Source organism: Nocardia suismassiliense (assembly GCF_900269665.1).
GTDB classification, from domain to species: Bacteria; Actinomycetota; Actinomycetes; order Mycobacteriales; family Mycobacteriaceae; genus Nocardia; species Nocardia suismassiliense.
In genome coordinates, this window is record NZ_LT985361.1 from 5,270,787 (window position 1) to 5,289,677 (window position 18,891).

General features: G+C 66.9%; 11 protein-coding genes. 3 read left to right on the forward strand and 8 right to left on the reverse strand.

Annotated elements, in window-relative coordinates:
- Positions 1-870, forward strand: coding sequence for a P1 family peptidase (locus DBO33_RS23440; RefSeq protein ID WP_107656971.1), 870 nt, complete (start codon positions 1-3; stop codon positions 868-870).
- A 16-nt stretch (positions 871-886) separates the two neighbouring features.
- On the opposite strand, the gene DBO33_RS23445 is transcribed toward DBO33_RS23440, so the two are convergent.
- The 8 genes from DBO33_RS23445 to DBO33_RS42950 form a co-directional block, all read right to left on the reverse strand.
- Positions 887-1,609: a LuxR family transcriptional regulator gene (locus DBO33_RS23445; protein WP_107656972.1), complete on the reverse strand. Its 723-nt coding sequence runs from the start codon at positions 1,607-1,609 to the stop codon at positions 887-889.
- On the reverse strand, positions 1,606-3,003 hold the full coding sequence (locus tag DBO33_RS23450; protein ID WP_107656973.1) for a cation:proton antiporter: 1,398 nt from the start codon (positions 3,001-3,003) through the stop codon (positions 1,606-1,608). Before DBO33_RS23450 ends, DBO33_RS23445 begins: the two co-directional genes overlap by 4 nt.
- A gap of 61 nt (positions 3,004-3,064) precedes the next feature.
- Positions 3,065-3,541 carry a PaaI family thioesterase gene (locus DBO33_RS23455; RefSeq protein ID WP_159080440.1) on the reverse strand — a complete coding sequence of 159 codons (477 nt, stop codon included), beginning with the start codon at positions 3,539-3,541 and terminating at the stop codon, positions 3,065-3,067.
- Positions 3,531-4,349 (reverse strand): alpha/beta fold hydrolase, encoded by an 819-nt coding sequence (locus DBO33_RS23460; RefSeq protein ID WP_107656975.1) that lies wholly within the window; start codon positions 4,347-4,349, stop codon positions 3,531-3,533. The genes DBO33_RS23455 and DBO33_RS23460 overlap by 11 nt, the downstream gene beginning before the upstream one ends.
- A complete protein-coding gene (locus DBO33_RS23465) occupies positions 4,346-6,190 on the reverse strand; it encodes a long-chain-acyl-CoA synthetase (RefSeq protein WP_159080441.1) in 1,845 nt (614 codons plus the stop codon). The genes DBO33_RS23460 and DBO33_RS23465 overlap by 4 nt, the downstream gene beginning before the upstream one ends.
- 34 nt (positions 6,191-6,224) lie before the next feature.
- The gene (locus tag DBO33_RS23470; protein WP_159080442.1) at positions 6,225-7,799 is read right to left on the reverse strand and encodes an NAD(P)/FAD-dependent oxidoreductase; all 1,575 of its coding nucleotides are present in this window, start codon (positions 7,797-7,799) and stop codon (positions 6,225-6,227) included.
- 22 nt (positions 7,800-7,821) lie between these two features.
- Complete coding sequence (locus DBO33_RS23475; RefSeq protein WP_159080443.1) at positions 7,822-16,290, reverse strand: type I polyketide synthase; 8,469 nt, start codon at positions 16,288-16,290, stop codon at positions 7,822-7,824.
- Between the two features lie 177 nt (positions 16,291-16,467).
- Positions 16,468-16,800 (reverse strand): hypothetical protein, encoded by a 333-nt coding sequence (locus DBO33_RS42950; RefSeq protein ID WP_159080444.1) that lies wholly within the window; start codon positions 16,798-16,800, stop codon positions 16,468-16,470.
- A gap of 260 nt (positions 16,801-17,060) precedes the next feature.
- On the opposite strand from DBO33_RS42950, the gene DBO33_RS23480 reads away from it, so the two are divergent.
- Complete coding sequence (locus DBO33_RS23480; protein WP_107656979.1) at positions 17,061-17,645, forward strand: hypothetical protein; 585 nt, start codon at positions 17,061-17,063, stop codon at positions 17,643-17,645.
- A 706-nt stretch (positions 17,646-18,351) separates the two neighbouring features.
- Entirely contained in the window at positions 18,352-18,891 is a 540-nt protein-coding gene (locus tag DBO33_RS23485) for a hypothetical protein (protein ID WP_107656980.1), read from the forward strand.

Consider the following 18,891-nt stretch of genomic DNA (forward strand, 5'->3'; position numbering starts at 1 on the left):
ATGACGATAAACATTCCGGAGATTCGAGTCGGCCATTGGACCGACCCTCTCGGCGAAACCGGCTGCACTGTCGTCATCCTGCCGGAAGGCACGGTCGCGTCCTGCGAGGTGCGCGGCGGCGCACCGGCCAGCCGGGAATTGGACGTGCTCGCCCCGGACAAGACCGTGCCGTGCATCGACGCGGTCGTGCTGACCGGCGGTTCGGCCTTCGGCCTCGCCTCCGCCGACGGCGTCATGCGCTACCTCGAGGAAATCGGGCGTGGCATACCGACTCCCGGCGGCAAGGTGCCGATCGTGCCCGCGCTCGCCCTGTTCGATCTGAGCGTGGGCGACCCAAAGGCGCGGCCGACGGCCGAGCACGGTTATGCCGCGGCCTGTGCCAGCACCGGCGAGCAGGTGCTGGCCGGTCGCATCGGCGGGGGCGCGGGCGCATACACCGCACATTGGCGCGGGCCGGCCGACCGCAAGCCCGGCGGCCTCGCCTACACCGAACGACGCTGGAACGACCTCGTCGTCGGCGCGTTGTGTGTGGTCAACGCCTTCGGCGACATCGACGACGGCCTCGCCGAGATCGCCTTGGACTCGGTCACCCAACTCGGCGGCCTGGTCGATCCCGCGGCGCGGATGCATACGACCATCGGCGTCGTGGTCACCAACGCCCGGCTGGACAAGATCGGCTGTCACATCGTCGCGCAAGGCGCGCACGACGGATTGTCGCGCGCCCTCACCCCGCCGCACGGCCGCTTCGACGGCGACGGATTCATCACCGCCGCAACGGGATCCGTCACCGCCGACGTCGACCTGGTGCGCCTGATGGCGCTGGCCGCGGTGGCCGACACCATCCGCTCGGTCGCGCAGGCGAGCCAGTAGCGATCGCACCGATCGGCTACCAGTCGCCATTGTCGAACTCCGCGCGCACGGCCGCCACCGCCGCCTCGATCCGGCTGGTCACCTCGAGCTTCGCCAGAATGCGGCTGACGTACTCCTTCACCGTTTCCGGACTGATGAACAACCGGGACCCGACCTCCCGGTTGGACAGTCCGTCGACGACCAGCCGCAGAATCTCCCGCTCCCGCTTGGTCAGCGTGGAAAGACGCTGCCGCACTTCGTAATCCATCGTGACCCCGGCGTGCACCCGGCTCTGCTGCGGCGCCATCGCGAGCACCGTGCCCGAGATCAGCACCTCCAGCACCTTGAGCACCTCGTCCGCGCCGCGCTCCATCGCCACCACCGCGTCGACCAGGTCCACATCCGCCTTGGCGGCGCCGTGCTCCACCAGCAGCGTGATCATCGGCGAATGCGGCAGTTCGCGCAGCCGGGTCACCGTCGGGGCGAGCCCGGCCAGGCGCGACACCGAGGCATCGAGCAGCACCACGTCGGGCCGCCAGCGCGCGGTCCGGTCCACCACCTCGCGCCAAGCGCAGGTCCCCGCCAGCGCGAAACCGTCGTGCACCGCGACCGCGTCCTCGAAATCCGTTCGGGCGAAAGGGAAGTCGGAGGCGACCAGCAGGGTCCGCTCCTGGACCACAGCAGGCGTGCGTATCCCGACCCGGCGGCGACGACCGTTGTGCAGCTGGTTTTCCTGATCCGATCTGAACCCGAGCGTCATGGCGGACCGTCAGCCACAGGTGCGCGGGAAACATCGACCGGTTTCTCCGGTGTTCGCGATTCTTCCGCCGGCAGTGGTTCTTCGCCGGTGGGTCCGAAGACAACACCTTCCTTCCAGCCGCTGCGTTCGAACATTCGCATCACCGGCGTGGCCACGAAGGTCGTGACCATCGTCATCAAGGCGAGAATCGTGTAGAGCTGGCCGGTGATCAGGCCCGCGCCCAGCCCGATGTTGAGCAGAATCAGCTCCATCAAGCCGCGCGCGTTGGCGAGCGCGCCCATCGCGCCCGCTTCCCGCCAGCCCATCCCCTGCCAGCGCGCCACCAGGCCGATGGCGCCGAACTTGCCCGCGAAGGACACCACCATCACGATGCCCGCGACCAGCAGCACCTTCGGCTCGAAGATCAGGCTGAGTTCGGTGTTGAGCCCCGAGTAGATGAAGAAGGCAGGCAACAGCAGATACGCGACCAAGGGTTCGAAACGCTCACGGATCGTATCGAGCAACTGGCCACGCGGCATCACCGTGCCCGCCACGAAAGCGCCGAAGACGGAGTAGATTCCGACGTAATCGGTGAACCAGCTCGCCAGCAGCACGACCAGCAGAATGACGGTGAGCGGACCGACGGCGAGACCACCGCTGTGTTCGCGATCGCCCGAGCGCGGCACCCAGGTGTTCAGCCGCAACAGCAAGCGGCGTCCGACCACGATCATGAAGATCAGATAGGCCAGGCCGCCACCCAACGCGAGCGCGGCGCCGGACATGCTGTCCTTGGTCGTGGCGATCACCGTCGCCAGCAGCACCCAGGCGCAGGCGTCGTCGACCGCCGCGCACGACAGCGACATCGTGCCGAGCCGGGTGTTCAGCAGACCCGAGTCGTAGATGATCCAGGCCAGCATCGGAAACGCGGTGATGGCAACGGCTGCCGCGACGAACAAGCCGCCTTGCCAGGTGCCGACCTTGCTCGTGAAGTAGCCGCCCTGGCTCACCATCCACGCGCCGAGCACGCCGCCGAGCAGCAGCGGAACGCCGATACCCGCGGCCGAAGTGGCGCCTGCCTTACCCAGATGCGACCGGAGAATGTCGAGCTTGAACGAGGCACCGACCAGAAACATGTACAGCACGAGACCGAGCTGGCCGACGACGTAGATGGCGGTCAGGTTCGGATGAGTGATCGTCTCCGCACCCACCGCCAATGTCGTGGGAAAAAGCCATTCCTGCGCGGCCGGCCAGATCGCGCCCAAAACCGATGGCCCCAAGACGAAGCCGGCGGCCATGATCGCCACCACCTGGACCTGACCCAGCCGCCGGAACAGCGGCCAGAGCAGGCGGCAGGCCACGAGAATAACGGCGACCTGCAAAAAGAACTGCGTCGTGACTTCGAGTAGAGAGGGCATCGTAAAACCTCGCTGAGGGGGAAAGATGTGCCCACCTTCGCCAGCGAAGGTGGGCACTCGGTTACGGCTTCGGCATGGTTAGCACCTGCACGGTGGACACCGCCGTGGCCACCAGCTTGTCGTCCTTGTTATGCGCGTCCGCAACGAGATAGATGACCGATCGTCCCGGCTTCCGCACGGTGGCAGTCAGTTTCAGCCGTTCGCCGGTGACCACCGTGCGCATGAAGTGCGTGCCGAGCTCCAGCGACGTCGTCGGACCCCGTGCGGTCAGGTAGCTCAGCGGGCCGATGAGGTTGTCGAACATCGCGGAGATGAAGCCGCCCTGCAGGATTCCCACCGCGTTCGCATACGACGGGGGCGCCACCACCGTCGCGGTCAGCGACTGACCGGGCACGTACTCCTCGAACTGCATGTCCATTTCCTTCGCCGAAGGCGGTGGCAGCTGGAGGGTGACGCCGGGCGGGGTAAAGCTGCGAAACAGCTCGATGGTGTGTTCCAGGACCTTGTCGTGTCCGTGGATCGTCGCCTCATCGCTCATTGGTGCCTCCTGCTCCATTGCCGCGGCTCTGTTCCGCGGCTGTCAGAAATGTTGCCAATATCGTGTTGAATCCGGGGGCATGTTGCACGGCGTGTTCGGCACCGGGTAACCGGACCCGTTGTGCGCCAAGGTGTCTGGCGAGGGCGTCGCACAGCTGCTCGAGCGCGGGATTGTGCTCGCCCGAGCACACCAGCGTCGGGATGCCCGCGTCGGTGATCGCCTCGAACCGGGGCTTGACCTCCCAGGGGGAACGCAGCTTGCGCCCCAGCTCGATCGCCTGCCGCACGTCGTCGCTCACCCCGGCCAGCATTTCCTGATTCACCCCGGCCAGCGCGAGGAACTCGTCCTCGGCCGCGACGTCGTCCGGGGCGGCGGCGAAGCGGTCGGCCAGGTCCGCCAGCGCCCGCACGGCTTCGTCCTCCGGCGCCGCGTTCCACAGCGGCGCCTCGATCAGGGTCAGCGAGCGAACCAGGTGCGGCAGGCGCTCGGCCGCGAGGTACGCGCCGAGACCGCCGTAGGAGAAGCCGACGAGGTGCACGCCGCCGGGCACGTCGGTGATGAGTTCCACCAAATCGTCTGCGTCGGCGAGGAAGTCCTGCGACGGCGCAGCGGGGCTCGGCATGAAACCGCGCCGGTTCGGCACGATCAGCGACCAGGCGGCTTCGAGTTCCTGCTGCGCGGCCCAGGTCATCGGGGCGGGCATGCCGCCGTGCACCAGCACGACCGGCGGCCCGGTCCCCGACGTCCGGACGACGATGGGCTCGGCGGCAGGCGCGTCCGCCGAGTCGAAGGTTCCTTCTAATGTCATGGCACCTCGGTTCTTTCCTGGGTTGAAGCCCCCTGATGTCCCCTGACAAGTGCCTCGTAACGCTCCGGTGTGAGCTCCGCGTAGGCGCGGTCCCCCGCGTCGCGCACGTAGATGGTCTCCCCCTCGCGAGGCGCGAAACCCTCACGCTGCAAAGCGAGTTTGGCCAGCTTCATGGTCGCGGTCGTTTCCAGCGACGCGCGGATCCGGATGAAAATTGGCTGTGCGTAAGCAGGTAACGCCTCGTCGAGGTACGCGGCGAGCGCCGCGCCGTCGAACCGCGCACCGTCGGCGAGCACGACCGCCGCCATGCCGGCCCGGCCCTCGCGGCCCGGGATCGGCACGCCGTACACGCTGGCGGCGGCGATGTCCGGGAACCGGACGAGTTGCTCCTGTACCTCGGTGGTCGACACGTTCTCGCCCTTGTAGCGGAAGGTGTCACCCAGCCGGTCGACGAAGAACAGGTTTTTCTCGGCGTCGATCCGGAACACGTCGCCGGTGTTGAACAACGCGTCGCCCTCGCGGAAAGCGTTCGTGACAACCTTTGCGCGGGTGGCCTTTTCGTCCCGATAGCCGCCGAACGGGGTGCGCTTGCGAATCGGCCCCAGCAGCACGCCGGTATCGCCAGGCCCGCACTCGACCAGGCGCCCGCGGTCGCGAACGAAGTCGTCCTGCTCGAAGTCCCACTTCGCCAGCTTGCCGCCGAGGCGCAGCTTGCCGACCGACCCGACCGTGCCTGCCAGGTTGATGGTGGCGATATTGCCCTCGGTGGACGCGTACATCTCGACGATCCGCGGAATCTCGAACCGCTCCTGCATCGCGGTCCAGACATCGGACTGCAACCCTTGCCCGACCATCACCCGGACCCGATGGCCGCGGTCGCGGTCGCCGGGTGGGGTGTTGACCAGGTATCGGCACATCTCGCCGATGTAGTTGAAGCCCGTCGCTTCGAAACGGTGGATGTCGTGCCAGAACGTGCCTGCGGAGAACCGGCGGCCGAGCGCCAAGGTGGAGCCGTGCGTGAGCACACTCGACAGGGCGATCACCAAGGCGTTCGTGTGGAACATCGGCAGGCAGTTGTAGACGATGTCGCCGGGTTCGAGCCGCCAGGCCAGCGCGCCGGTGATCCGTCCGACAGTCGTCAACCTGGTGTAGCTCATGACGGCGGCCTTGGGCAGCCCGGTGGTGCCGCTGGTGAAGATGTACGCGCCGGTGTCGCCGAGGGTGTGCTGCGTCGTCTCCGCCGGATCATCGGACGACGCGCTCGGCTCGAATCGGGCCAGATCCGTTGCGTCGGAAGCGGGTACCTGCACGTCCTCGTCCACCAGGCAGCGGTCGCGCAGCTCGTCGGGCACCCGGTCGCGCACCGCCAGGAACGCGGGCAGGCACTCCGAACCGACGATCATGTGGTTCGCCCCGCACACCGTGAGTGCGTGCACGAGTCCGTCGCCCCTGGCCCGCGTATTGACGAAAGCCACCACGACGCCGAGCTTTCCGGCCGCCAGGTAATGCCAGATGAACTCCGGGCGGTTCTCCATCAGCAGCGCGAGCACGTCGCCCTTGCGCAGGCCGTTGGCCCGGTACGCGTGGGCGATCCGGTTGACGAGCCGATTGGCCTGCGCGTAATCGAACTGCTGATCTCCGTAGAGCAGGAAGGGACGCACCGCCTGACCCGGCTGCCCACTGCGGCGTTCGAGCTCGAGTGCCAGCGTCCGGTGCGAGCCTGCTCCTTCGAGCAGGCCCCGCGCGACGGTTCCGTAGGACCGGATTCGGTGGCCCAGCCCCTTGCCGATACCGCGGTTGCCACCGGTGGCAACCGCGACCCGGCCCTCGAATTGCGTCAAGTTCCCGCCTCCGCGGTGTTGTCGGACGAACGCGTTACTGGACGGAGGCCTGCAAGGCCGGCTCGGCCGGCTGCGCAGGCAGGTCCACCTTCGCGGCGATCTCCTGCTCGAACGAGTCCGCCCACGCCTCCAACCGGTCGACATTGCTGCGCATATCGCGGAAGGTCTGTTCGGGCGTCTTGTCGGTCAGCAGATCCAGGTGCAGCTGGGCGCAGATGGGTACCTTGCTGTACTCGACGAACAGGTACTTGTCCGGCTGCGGGGCCTGTGCGGCGAACGCACGCAGATTCGCCTGCATGCGCGTCTGGATGCCGAGGAACCGCTGGGCGATGGGGTGGAACTCCGCCGCCGCGTCGGTGCTGGTGAGCAAGTCACGGAACAACATCTGCGAGGGCAGCGCCCAGTAGAACGACGTATCCCACATGACCTTGGTGAACATCGCGGGTGCGTGTCCGAAGATCTGGTAGTTGTCGTTGTACATCTGCAGGTAGTTCGGCCACAGATCCTCGAGCAGCAGCTTGTTGTAGGTCTCCGCGACGTCGGGGGTCAGCGCACGTTTGCGGTCGAGTTCGACCATCCGGGTCGTGATGGTGTTGGTGTAGGCGATGTAATCCGATCCCGGACTGTAGAACGCGTCCAGGAAGACCGCCGCCTCACCCACGCAGGCCCAGCGGTTGTGCGAAAACACCTGCGTCGATGCGTAACTGGCGTTGCGCAGCACCAGGAAGTCGAGCAGCTCGGCGTTCTCGGTGAACTTCGCCAGCGTCGGCTCGTGCTCGGCGATCCACTGCTTCGCTTTGGTCTCCGTCGAGTACGTCTTGAACGGATGGATGCGCTCGTCGGTCACGATGCCGATGCTGGTATTGCCCGAGGCCAGCGGGATCATCCACACCCAGTAGCCGGTGCCCATCAGGTGATTGGTGGAGAACCACCGGCGCTCTTGAGTTTTCGGATACCAGTTCGGGTTCTTGGCGTCCGCCATCACCTCGACGTCGTATTCGCCGCGCAGGCGCCACCAGGCCGCGTTGATCTTGTGCGGACTCGGCGCGCTCAGGCCGAGCTTGCGCTGCAACAGCTTTCCGCGACCCGAGGCGTCGGCGACGAAGCGCGTACGCACCGAACGCTCCCCCTCGCCGGCCACCTCGTAGGTGACCACATGATCGTCCTCGCCGTCGGCCAGCTCGATCTCGGTCACCTTGGCCTGCTCGATCAGATCGATGCCGAGATCCTTGGAGCCGCGCCGCAGATCCCGCTCGAAGATGCCGCGGTCGACCTGATAGGACGGCACCCGCGGGAACCGCCGCGCCCCGATCTCGGGCCGGTTCTCGAAGGGGCCGTGCTGATCGCCGAAGAACAGGCGCAGCCCGAGCTTGTGCAGGTGCTGCTTGTTGAAATACCCGGTGAGGCCGAGCTTTTCGGTGAAGTAGTGCGCGCCGCCTTCGACGGTCGCCTCACCGACTTTGTAGGCCCCGTCCGGGATGTCGCCCGTGGTCCGTTCCAGCACCAGCACCGTCAGGTCGGGCATGGTCCGCTTGAGCTGGCGCGACAGGGTCAAACCCGCCAGGCCGCCGCCGCATACCACTACGTCGTAACGTTCGATCGGTTTCATCGTTCTACTCCGTTCGAGCTGGTCAGCGCTCTTCGAAAAGGCTGGTGAAGGACGGGAAGGCATCGTCGGCGGACAGTTCGTCGGCGATCGTGCGCATCACCTGGGCACTCGGGTTCTGGATGAACAGGTGGCCGCCGGGCACGGTCTTCAGCTCGAACCGGCCGCTGGTCAGTTTCTCCCAGCCCTGCAGCTGGTCGGCCTCGAACAGGTGGTCCTCCGCACCGCGCAGCACCGTGATCGGCGCCCGCAACGCGACACCGTGTTCGAAGCGGTAGTCGCCCAGCATCTTCAGGTCCGCCCGCACCGCGGGCATCATCGGCTTCACCGAGGCCTCGTCCTCGACCGGGATGGTGAGCAGCTCGTTGTCGCGCAACACTTCGAGCACCCGGCTGTCGGATTCCCGATCCATGTCGAAGCCGTCGCGGATGTGCTTCAGGTTGCGCACGTAGCTTTCCACCAGGGCCGGCGAGGGCCAGCCGCCGATGATCAGCTTGAGCGGGACCTCGGCGTAGTTCTGCTCGAGATACTTGGTGAGCTCGTAGGCCAGCAGGCTGCCCATGCTGTGCCCGTAGATCGCGAAGGTGCGATCCAGGTGCGGCAACATGGCGTCGGCCAGTTCCTCGATGAACTCGGGCATCGAGTCGATCGGGACCTCGTTGACCCGATCCTCGCGGCCCGGGTACTGGATACCCACCACCTCGACCGTGTCCGGCAGGAAGTTCGGCCACGGCGTGAAGACCGAGGCGCCACCACCGACGAACGGCAGGGCGAACACCCGCAGCGACGCGGTGCTGGACCGGCCCTTCACCGTATGGATCCAGCGTTGCGGCCCTGCGTTTTCCGCCATGGCAGGCAGGACGCCGGTCGCCTCACCGAACACCTGGGCGAGGACCTCGTTCGACAGCTCGATGAGCGTCGGTCCGCGCATCAGGCCCATGGTCGGGAAGTCGATATCGAGGTGCTTGGCCAGCGCGTTGCGGATCTGACCCGCCATCAGCGAGTCCATGCCGAGGTCGGTCAGCGCGACGTCGTGCGCGAGACGGTCGATCGGCATGTCGAAGATCCGCGAGATCTGCTGCGACAGCGCCTCCACCAGCCGGGGCTGGCGCAGGTCCTCTTCCAGTTCGAGCAGTTCGGCGCGCAGGCCCTCGGTGCCGCCGGTGCTCGCGGTGCCGACGGAGTCGGCCATGGCCAGATGGGCCAGCCGCGGCGAACTCCGGATGATCGGCATGACCTGGTTCATCTTCGCCCAGTTGACGCCGAAAACGCTGGTGCTGGTGACACCTTGGGCCAGGCACCGGCCGACGAAGTCGAGCGCGTGGTCCGGCAGGATCGGCGTCCAGCCGAGCCGGGCCAGCGTGTCGAGCTTGTTGCGTGCCACGAAACCGACCTCGGCGAGGGCGCCCCAGTTGACGGTCAGGGCAGGCAGTCCGAGCTCACGGCGGTGCGTGGCAAGGGCTTCCAGGAACCCGTTGGCCGCCGCGTAGTTCGCCTGGCCGGGTGTGCCGACGTTCCAGCTCATCGACGAGTACATGACGAACGCGTCGAGCTCCAGGTCGCGGGTGTGGTTGTGCAGGTGCCACGCGCCGTCGACCTTGGGTTGCACGGTGCGCAGGAACTGCTCCTCGGTCATGCCCGCCAGCGGTCCGTCCGCGAGAACCATTGCGGCGTGGTAGATCCCACGCAGCGGCGGCAGCGCGGCGATTCGCTCGAGCAGGCCCTCGACCTCGGCCTCGATGGACACGTCGGCCCGTTCGAGCACCACGTTGACGCCCTGGGCCCGCATCGCCTCGATCGGCGCCGCGTTCTCCTCGTCGATCTGGCCGCGGCGGCCGACCAGCACCACGGTGCGGACGCCCTTCTCGACCAGCCACTCCGCGGTGCGCAGACCGAAACCGCTGTAACCACCGGTGATCAGGTACGTGCCGTCGGCGTCGAAGGTCTCCGCACCGTCGGACGTCGGGTGCACCAGCAGTTCGGTGTCCGGCTGGTACTCGACGACGATCTTGCCGATCTGCTTGGCGGTGACCATGTACCGGAAGGCGGCGGCCACGTCGGTCGCGTCGAAGTCGGTGTGCGGCAGCGCGGGCAGGGTGCCCGCGTTGACCGCCTCGATCACCTTGGTCATCGCCTCGCGGCACAGCGCCGGGTCCTCGCCGAGCAGCCGGTCGATGTCGATCGCCGAGTAGCTCAGGTTGTTGCCGAACGGCTTCAGGCCCAGCTTGTAGTTGTCGTAGATGTCCTTCTTGCCGATCTCGAGGAAGCGGCCGCGGGGACGGAGCAGCTCGAGGCTCTTCGGAATCGTCTCGCCCTGCAGCGAATTGAGCACGATGTCGACACCGTCGTAACGCTGCCGGATCTCCTGGGCGAAGTCGAGCGACCGGGAGTCGAAGACATCCTCGATGCCCAAGGAGCGCAGGTAATCCCGCTTCTCCTCGCTGCCCGCGGTGGCGACGACCGTCGCGCCGAACGACTGCGCGATGTGCACCGCGGCCAGGCCGACGCCGCCGGCGGCCGCGTGCACCAGCACCCGGTCGCTCGCGCGCAGCCTGCCCACTTCCACCAGCGCGTACCACGCGGTGAGATACGCCATCGGCAGCGTCGCGGCCTCGACATCGGACAGGCTCGCCGGTGCCGGGTACACCCGCCGGGCATCGGCGACCACCAGGTTGCCGAAGCAGCCGCGGGCGAAGGCGACGACACGGTCGCCCACCGCCAGTCCGGTCACGTCGGGCCCGACCTCGGTGACAATGCCCGCGCACTCCACGCCCAGGTTGTTGTCGTAGAACCCGCCGTAGGTCGCGCCCGCGGAGAGCAGGCCGAGCGTCAGCATGATGTCGCGGAAGTTCAGGCCGGTGGCCAGCGGCCGGATGGTGATCTCGCCGCTGGAAAGGACAGGCAGCTCCTGCCTTTCGTAACGCAACTGCTCGACCCCCGGCTCGGCCGGCACCGCCAGCGCGAACGGGGTCTCGTCCGACACCTTCGCCGGGGTCGCGACCGAGGCCTCGAACTCGGCGAGCGAGACATGCTCGAGGCGGTCGATGAACCGGGTCTCGCCGCGGAAGGCGATCTCCTCGTCCGCCGCATCCACATGCAGCAGCTCGTCGAAGAGCTGAGTGGCCCGCTGCTCGGCGGACGCGGTGGGATCGAAGTCGAAGATCTTCGCACGCAGACTGCTGTGCTCGCTCAACGTCACCCGCAGGATGCCCCAGCTCGGCACCTGGCTCAGCGCAACACGTTCCGCTCGATCCAGCACGTGTGCACCCGAAGTGGCCACCCACAGCCGTGGGGCCTGCGCCCAGTCCAGCTCCTCGACGGCCTGGGCCGCCGCGATCACGCTGTAGGCGCCGTCGCTCTCCACCGCGGCCAGCAGCTCGGTGGTCAGCTCGGTCCCCGCGAAGTCCAGGTTCCACAGGTGCAGCACGCCGGCCACGTCACCCGCGTCGGCCCGTACCTGCTCCAGCACGCGCTGCAGATCCGCGCTGCTGGTGGGGCGGGCCCGGAAGGTGCGGGCGTCGACCTGCTCGAATTCGGCACCGCGCGTAACGATCACGCCGGACGAGCCTGCCTCGCCGAGCAGCGCGGTGTAGCGTTCGCCGACACCGTCCGCGTCCGCGAGCACGACCCAGGGCGCCTGATCGATGCGCGGCTGATGCGGCGCCAGATCGATGGACGGGGTGCGCGCCAGGATCACCGAGTTGCCGGTCTCCTCCGGTGTCGCCATATCGGAGAAGATCTGCACGCCCTCGAAGCCGATGCTGGGCAGGAACTCCCGCCACTTCGCCTCCGGCATCAGCGGGTAATCGGGCCGCACGTCGTGGTCGTTGAACTTCCACCAGCCCTCGGTCATGCCGAAGGTCAGGTCGACCCAGTGCGGCGGCACCGTCGCCTCGACGACCAGCAGCAGACCCTGCGAGGTCAGCAGGCGCTGCACGTTTTCGAGGGTGGCCGTCAGGCTTTCGGTGGCGTGCACGACATTCGAGGCCACCACGATGTCGTAGTAGTGCGGGTCGAAACCCTGGCCCTCGATGTCGTGCTCGATGTCGAGCACCCGGTAGTCGATGAAGTCGTATTCGCTGAACCGATGCCGCGCTTTGCCGAGGAACAGCTGCGTGATGTCGGAGTACACGTACTCCGCACGCTCCGGCGGCAGCTCGGACAGGACGTACGGGGTGGTGCCGCCCGTGCCCGCGCCGATCTCGAGCACCCGGATCGGCCGGTCGCTCGGCAGCGCGGCCACGCACCCGGCGACGACCTGGCTGACGATGCGGTTGGCCTTGCCGAACGAGAACGACGGACCGTACAGGTCGGCGACCGACTGGAACTCGTCCTCAGGGAAGATCAGCTCGATCGGATTCACGTCATCGCGCAGCACCGCGGCCACGTCCGTGCCACAGCGGCCGAGCACCGCGAGTTCGGGCTCGCACTCGGAGTGCTTTTCCTTCAGCCGGGCGAGCTCGGCCGCGGTGTCGAACCGCTCGGGCACGACCAGCAGTCGCCATGCGTCACCGTCTTTCTCGGTGATCCCGTGCTGGGACAGCAGTTCCAGCAGACGCGCGAGGTAGCGGTGGTGCTTGTCGTGCACGCCCATCTCGGCCGCGAGTTCGGTGACGGTGAAACGCCGGCCCGCGGTGAGGTCCATGCCGAGCTCGTAGAAGGCCTCGGTCACATACCCGATGCAGAGCCGGTCCATCACCGCTTCGGTCCCCGCGTGGTACTCGCGGTTGACCGGCCAGTACCGCAGCTCGTCGACCAGCGGCTGGACGGCGGTGTCGAGCGCCTCGACCGAGGGCAGCGCGGCGGGCAGGCGGGTCTTGGTGCGCACCGGCGCCTGGTGCCAGCGGAACTCGTAGAGCCACTGCAGCAGCGCGTCGCTGTCCTCGGTGGTCGTGGTGATCGACTTGCCGCGGAAGCCTTCGAGTTCCGCTACGAGCGTTCCGTCTTCGTTGACGATCCACAGATCACCGTGGCAGTACGCAATGTCGTCGCTGACCTGCGCACGCCCGTAGCAGTACACCCGGCCGGTGGCCTTGGCGTAGAAGCTGAGCCGCTTCACCTCGACCGGCAGGTAGAGCGTCTTGTCCTCGTTGTTCGGGTCGTTGCCCATCGAGATGGACAGCGACTGGAAGCACGAGTCGAGCACCGCCGGATGGATCGCGTGCCGGGGCGCCTCGTCTTCGAGGGCCGCCGGGGTGTCGATCCGGCCGAGCGACTTCAGTTCGGCGTACCCGAGTTTGGTGATCGCCTTGAACGTCGGGCCGAGCATCAGGCCGTTGTTGCGCAGCTTGGCGAAGACCTTCGCGGGTTCGATCTCCAGCGGGCACTCCGCCTCGAGCTCGGCGAACGGCACCGGCAGTTCGGTGGCGGGGGCGCCGCGGCGCAGCGTGCCGACCGAATGCAGGGTCCAGTCCTTGTCACCGTCCTGACGGCTGTACACCGAGTAGTGCATCGACTGGGTCAGCACGACCTGGACGACGGGGGCCGGACGGTCGTCGAAGACGAACAGCGCGCGGCGGAACTCGACGTCCTCGAGCGAGTACAGGCCCGGGCCGAACGCGTCTTCCGCGCAACCGAGGACCATATCCAGGTAGGCGGCGCCCGGGAAGACGATGGGGCCCTGCACCCGGTGATCGTCGAGCCAGGGGTACACGGCCGGGTCGAGCACCAGTTCCCACACGTGCTTGTCCGGCTCGTCCGCGGCCCGGCCCTGCGCACCGACCAGCGGATGGTTCAGCGACGGGAAGCGCCGTTCGCGGGCCGAAGGTGTTTCCACCCAATAGGTTTCGCGCTGCCACGGGTAGAACGGCACCGGTACCCGCTCGCCGGCCCCGTCGAACAGGGCGCCCCACGCCGGGTCGAACCCGGCGGCATACAACGAGGCCAGCGAGGACAACAGGGTGACGCGATCGCTCTGCTTGCGATGCAGCGAGGCGACGGCGATACCCTCGGCGTTGCGCTGCGCGAGCAGCTCCGAGATGGCGGTCGCGTGGATCGGGTGCGGGCCCAACTCCACGAAGGCCAGGTGCTCGTCCTCGATGAGGCGATCGACGGTCGGCGCGAACCGCACCGGCTCGCGCACGTTGTGCCACCAGTACTCGGCATCGAGCCCACCGGTCGGCACGATGTCCGCGGAGACCGTTGAGTACATCGGAATGGTCGCAGGACCGGACTCCAGCCCGGCGAGCGACGAAATCAGCTCGTCCTGCAGCGGATCCATGTGATGGCTGTGGAACGCCACACTGACCTGGAGCATGCGGCAGAAGATCTTCTCGGCGCTCAGTTCACGCTCGATCTCCTCGAGCGCGTCCGGATCACCGGCCAGCGCCACCGACTGCGGGCCGTTGAGCGCCGCGATGGCGACCCGCCCGCGATACCCGGCGACGCGCTCCTCCACCTCGCTGTGCGTCAGGCCGACCGCGAGCATCTTGCCCTTGCCGGAGGCCTGCTGCTGAACCCGGCTGCGGTGGAAGATGACTCGCACCGCGTCCTCGAACGACAACGCCCCCGACACACAGGCCGCGGCGACTTCACCGATGCTGTGCCCGACCACGGCCGCGGGGACGATGCCCCAGCTCTGCCACACGGCCGCCAGGCCGAGCTGCACCGCGAAGACGGCGGGCTGGGCGATGAACGTTTCACCGATGCGGCTGTCGGCCTCGTCGCGGCCGAGCTCCTCGATGACGCTCCAGTCGGCGTGCTTGCTCAGCTCGGCGTCGATGCGCTCGACGGTCGCGCGGAACACCTCGTTGGTGGCGAGCAGCTCACGCGCCATGCCCCACCACTGCGGGCCCTGGCCGGAGAAGACGAAAGCGATGTTCGAGGTGGTCGGCGCCTTCACGCCGGTGCGCAGCACCTCCGGCGCCGCGCCCCGCGCTACCTCACGCAGCGCGTCGCGTAGCTCGTCGGTGGACGAACACACCATGGCGAGCCGGTGGTCGTAGTGCGCCCGCGTCTTCGCCTGGGTGGCCGCGATGGCGGACAGCTTCGTGGTGGGCTCCGCCAGGAAGTCGGCGTAGCTGTCGGCGTAGGCGCGCAGCGCGTCCTTGGTCTTCGCGCTGAGCGCGAACAGCACCGGCTCGGCCGCTTCGGTCGCCGAACGCTCGGTCATGGTGTCCGCGTTCGTGTTCGCCGCGTCCGTGTCCTCCTTGGCCACACCTTCCGGCGGGCCTTCCAGGATCACGTGGGCATTCGAGCCACCGAAGCCGAAGGAGTTCACACCGGCCAGGCGCGGACGCCCGTTCGGCCACGCCTGCCGGGACTGGGCCAGTTGCAGGCCCAACTCCTCGAACGGGATCGAGGTGTTCGGTACCTCCGCGTGCAGGTTCGCGGGAATCTCGCCGTTGGACAGCACCAGGCATGCCTTGATGACGCCGGCGATGCCGGCCGCCGACTCGAGGTGGCCGAGGTTCGACTTCACCGCGCCGACGATGCAGGGGCCGTGGCCATTACGCCCGGGCGCCAGTGCCTTGCCGAGCGCGCGGGCCTCGATCGGGTCGCCGACCGAGGTGCCCGTGCCGTGCGCCTCGACATAGCTGATGTCGGCGGGCGCGACGCCGGCGTCGCGGCAGGCGTCCTCGATCATCTGCGCCTGCGCGTCTTCGCTCGGCACCGAGATGCCGTTGGTACGGCCGTCCTGGTTCGTCGCGCTGCCGCGGATCACCGAGTAGATGCGGTCGCCGTCGGCGATGGCCGCGGACAGCGGCTTGAGCACGATCGTGCCGGAGCCCTCACTGCGCACGTAGCCGTCGGCGTTCTCACTGAACGACTTGGACCGGCCCTCCGGCGAGAGGAAGGTGCCCTGGCTGAATCCGATGGTCGCCTCGGGGATGAGCAGCGTGCTGACGCCGCCGACGATCGCCATCGACGCCTCACCGGTGCGAATGCTGCGGCAGGCCAGGTGGATGGCGATGAGCGAGGACGAGCATGCGGTGTCCACCGTCATGCTCGGGCCGCGCAGGTCTAGCAGGTAGGAGACGCGGTTGGCCACGATGCAGTTCGTGACACCGGTCATCGTGTGGCCACCGATGAGGTAGCGGTTCTCCGGGTTGAGCTGGATGATGCCGTAGTCGTGGCCGGAGACGCCCGCGTAGACAGCGGTTTTCGTGCCCGCCAGGTCTTCCGGGACGATGCCCGCGTCCTGCAGGGCTTCCCAGGTCGTTTCGAGAAAGAGGCGCTGCTGCGGGTCGATCCGGGCGGCCTCATGTGGTGTGATGCCGAAGAATTGCGCGTCGAACGAACTGACGTCGTCGAGGTATCCACCCGATCGCGTGCGCAGATGACCGGGCCTTGCCGCATCGCGGTCGTAGAAGGCAGCGCCGGACCACCGGTCCTCCGGGACCTCGCGGACCGCATCCCGCTCGTCGAGCAGCAGTTGCCAGAAGTCGCTCACATCGGAAATTTGTCCTGGAAACCGGCAACCGATTCCCACGACGGCTATGCCCTCGTACGCGGTCGACTCGGCCTCGATCGAGGAGCTGTGCACAGATTCCATCGCATTACCTTCGTTTTGTAACCACACAACTATCGACATCGCGGGCAACGCCATTTGTTGCCCGCGAGCCGATCAGGATTTATATCGACCACCCGCTGGGCAGTGGCGATGCACGCAATGGCGGCATCGATCCCGTGTGCGAGGCGATATCGGACAGGCTTGATTGATCACCGGCGGTCATGTTCCCCCCTCGAAGAACATGACTGTTGCAACGAGATGGTCGCCATTCGAATGGCTTTCGGTCGCCGGCCGGGCGGTTTCGCATTCCCGGCCGTTGCCGAACCCCGGGCCGGCCATATCCCGTCGGCTGCGGCACGCGGCGGCACCGACATCGTTGGCCGAACTCAATACAACAAAGTGAGCACGCGATCCACGATCGTGCGATGGTCGACTCGAGCTGATGAGACGCCGAGCATGCGACGCGTCGTGGTCGATGAGGCGGTTGGACTGGTCGGCGCAGGCAGGCATCAGGTCATCAGGAGTTGTTCTCGTCGCGCTGAACGTCCACATGATCGGTGCCCACCTCACGTCAAGTGCCCAGATCCGCACTCATGGACAGAATTTAACGACCACAACCACTCATGTCAATACATACGTGTGCATCCGTGTGCGTCGCTCCGCCGCCGATGCGCATCGCGGTGGACGGTATTCGGTGCCCGGACGTGCCGTAAGGGCACGGTCTTGCTCTTGCGGCGCACCGAGACCGACCCGCGCGGCGCTAGGTGTGCATGATGACCAGCTCTGCGCAAACAAGTGGTACGATGCTTCCCATGGGCGACGAATTGGGCGCCAGCGAGACCGTGAAGCGTAATAAAGTCGAGTCGGCTGGACAGCGGTTCGGACGGCAGCTGAAAGCGTTCCGGCAGCGAAATCTTCCTGATGACCTGGTAACACACCAGCTCATCCATGACCTGGGAGGTCCTACGCGGAATGTCCAGTCCCGGATCGAAAGCGGGCAGGTCGACACGATAAGCGCCACCACGGAGGCGAAGTACAACCGAGCACTCGAAGCCCTGGGTTTGCCGGCCGGGAGTGCGACCGCGGCGCTGTATCACGGCGGCACGCTCGTGCCGCCCGCCGACGAGCCGCCCGCCGCACCAGCGGTGGACGACGACGTCGAGAGCGGCGTCAGCGCACTGCAGAATCTGGCCCGCAAACATCGGTCGGTCGTCGATCTCGTCACCGAGCTCGACCGGCTCGGCATCGAATTGAAGCGCGCACGCAGCCACACCGAGGGGTATCAGCTGGTCTTCCCGAAGACCGCGATCGATCGGCTGCTCCAGGCGCTGCAAAATACCGCCGACCCCGGACATCCGGGGCACGAATCCGAGCGAGACGACACCCCGGAGACGTAACACCTGCGAAGAAGCCGGCCGCGGACGCACGCACCGCGGCACCTATGCGTTGCATAAGCCCTGGCCAGGCTCCGCTGCCATCGATGTGGCGCGGGGTCCGCCGAAACATGTTCGACAGCAGGATCTTTCGGTGTGCGAACGGGTACTGTTCGCCCTTGTGATCATCCGGGCGTTGGTGCCGTCGCCGAAACTGCTGCGCGCGGGCGAGCGCAGCCGCGGGGAACCGAAACCCCGCCTCCCCCTATGTTCGATCTTGCACTGCCGTCCGCCGGTGTCCATGCAGGTCACACGCGTAGTTTGCGATTCGTGTCCCAAAAACACCCCCTACCCAGGGCCGCAGCGCCAGGTAGGGTATAGGCGAGCCCGGCAAGCCGATGACGACGAGTCGACGCGTGTCGACATGCCGGCCCCCGAAGACAATTCGGAACAATGGATAACGTCGTGCCCCCGTTGAACCGATGGCTTCAACGAACCGTTGAACTGGATGACTTCGGCGAACGACACTGCGCCGGCGGCAATGATGCCGCTGTTCGCGCGGTGAGCAAGATCAGATCTCCACAGGTGCTCGGGGGGAGGAAGTCGTGATTGGATATGTTCTCGATTCCACCGGCCTCGACGCGGGCGTAACAGCTCGGACCAGCGGTTATGCCGACGAGCCGGACATCACCGACGCGCGCCGCCTTACTCGGACGGGGAGGCAGGTGCGATGTTGAAACTGATCCGGCGCAAAGTCGCCGCCCTCGCCTGGAAACCTAGGGGAAAGATCTCCACCCGCGCCCGCCTGCAAGCGGTGGTCGACCGGCTGGAACTGCCCGCGGACTGGACCATCGAGGAGTTCATCGCGTGTGTCGAGCGCATGCGCGGGCGGCGGATCGTGCGATTACTCCTGCCGACGACCGCGCCGGTCGGATTGTGCGGACTGTGGTTGGCGTGCAAGGACTACGACGTGATCTTTCTTCGGCAATCCGCCGACCCGGCGGTAGAACTGCACGTAACTTTGCATGAGGTCAGCCATATGTTGCTCGACCACGGACAGGACACGTCGATCTCCGCGGTGGAATGGTCGACACTGACGAGCGGGGTGGCGCTGAATCACGACATCGACCTCACCACGGTCCGCGCGGCGCGCGGAGTATCGAGTTACGCCTCTATCGAAGAGTACGAAGCCGAACTGTTGGCGACCCTGATCGGCTTCCGTGCCAGGACCGTCGGACCACGTCGCGACCCGATGTTGAAGGAGTTGTGA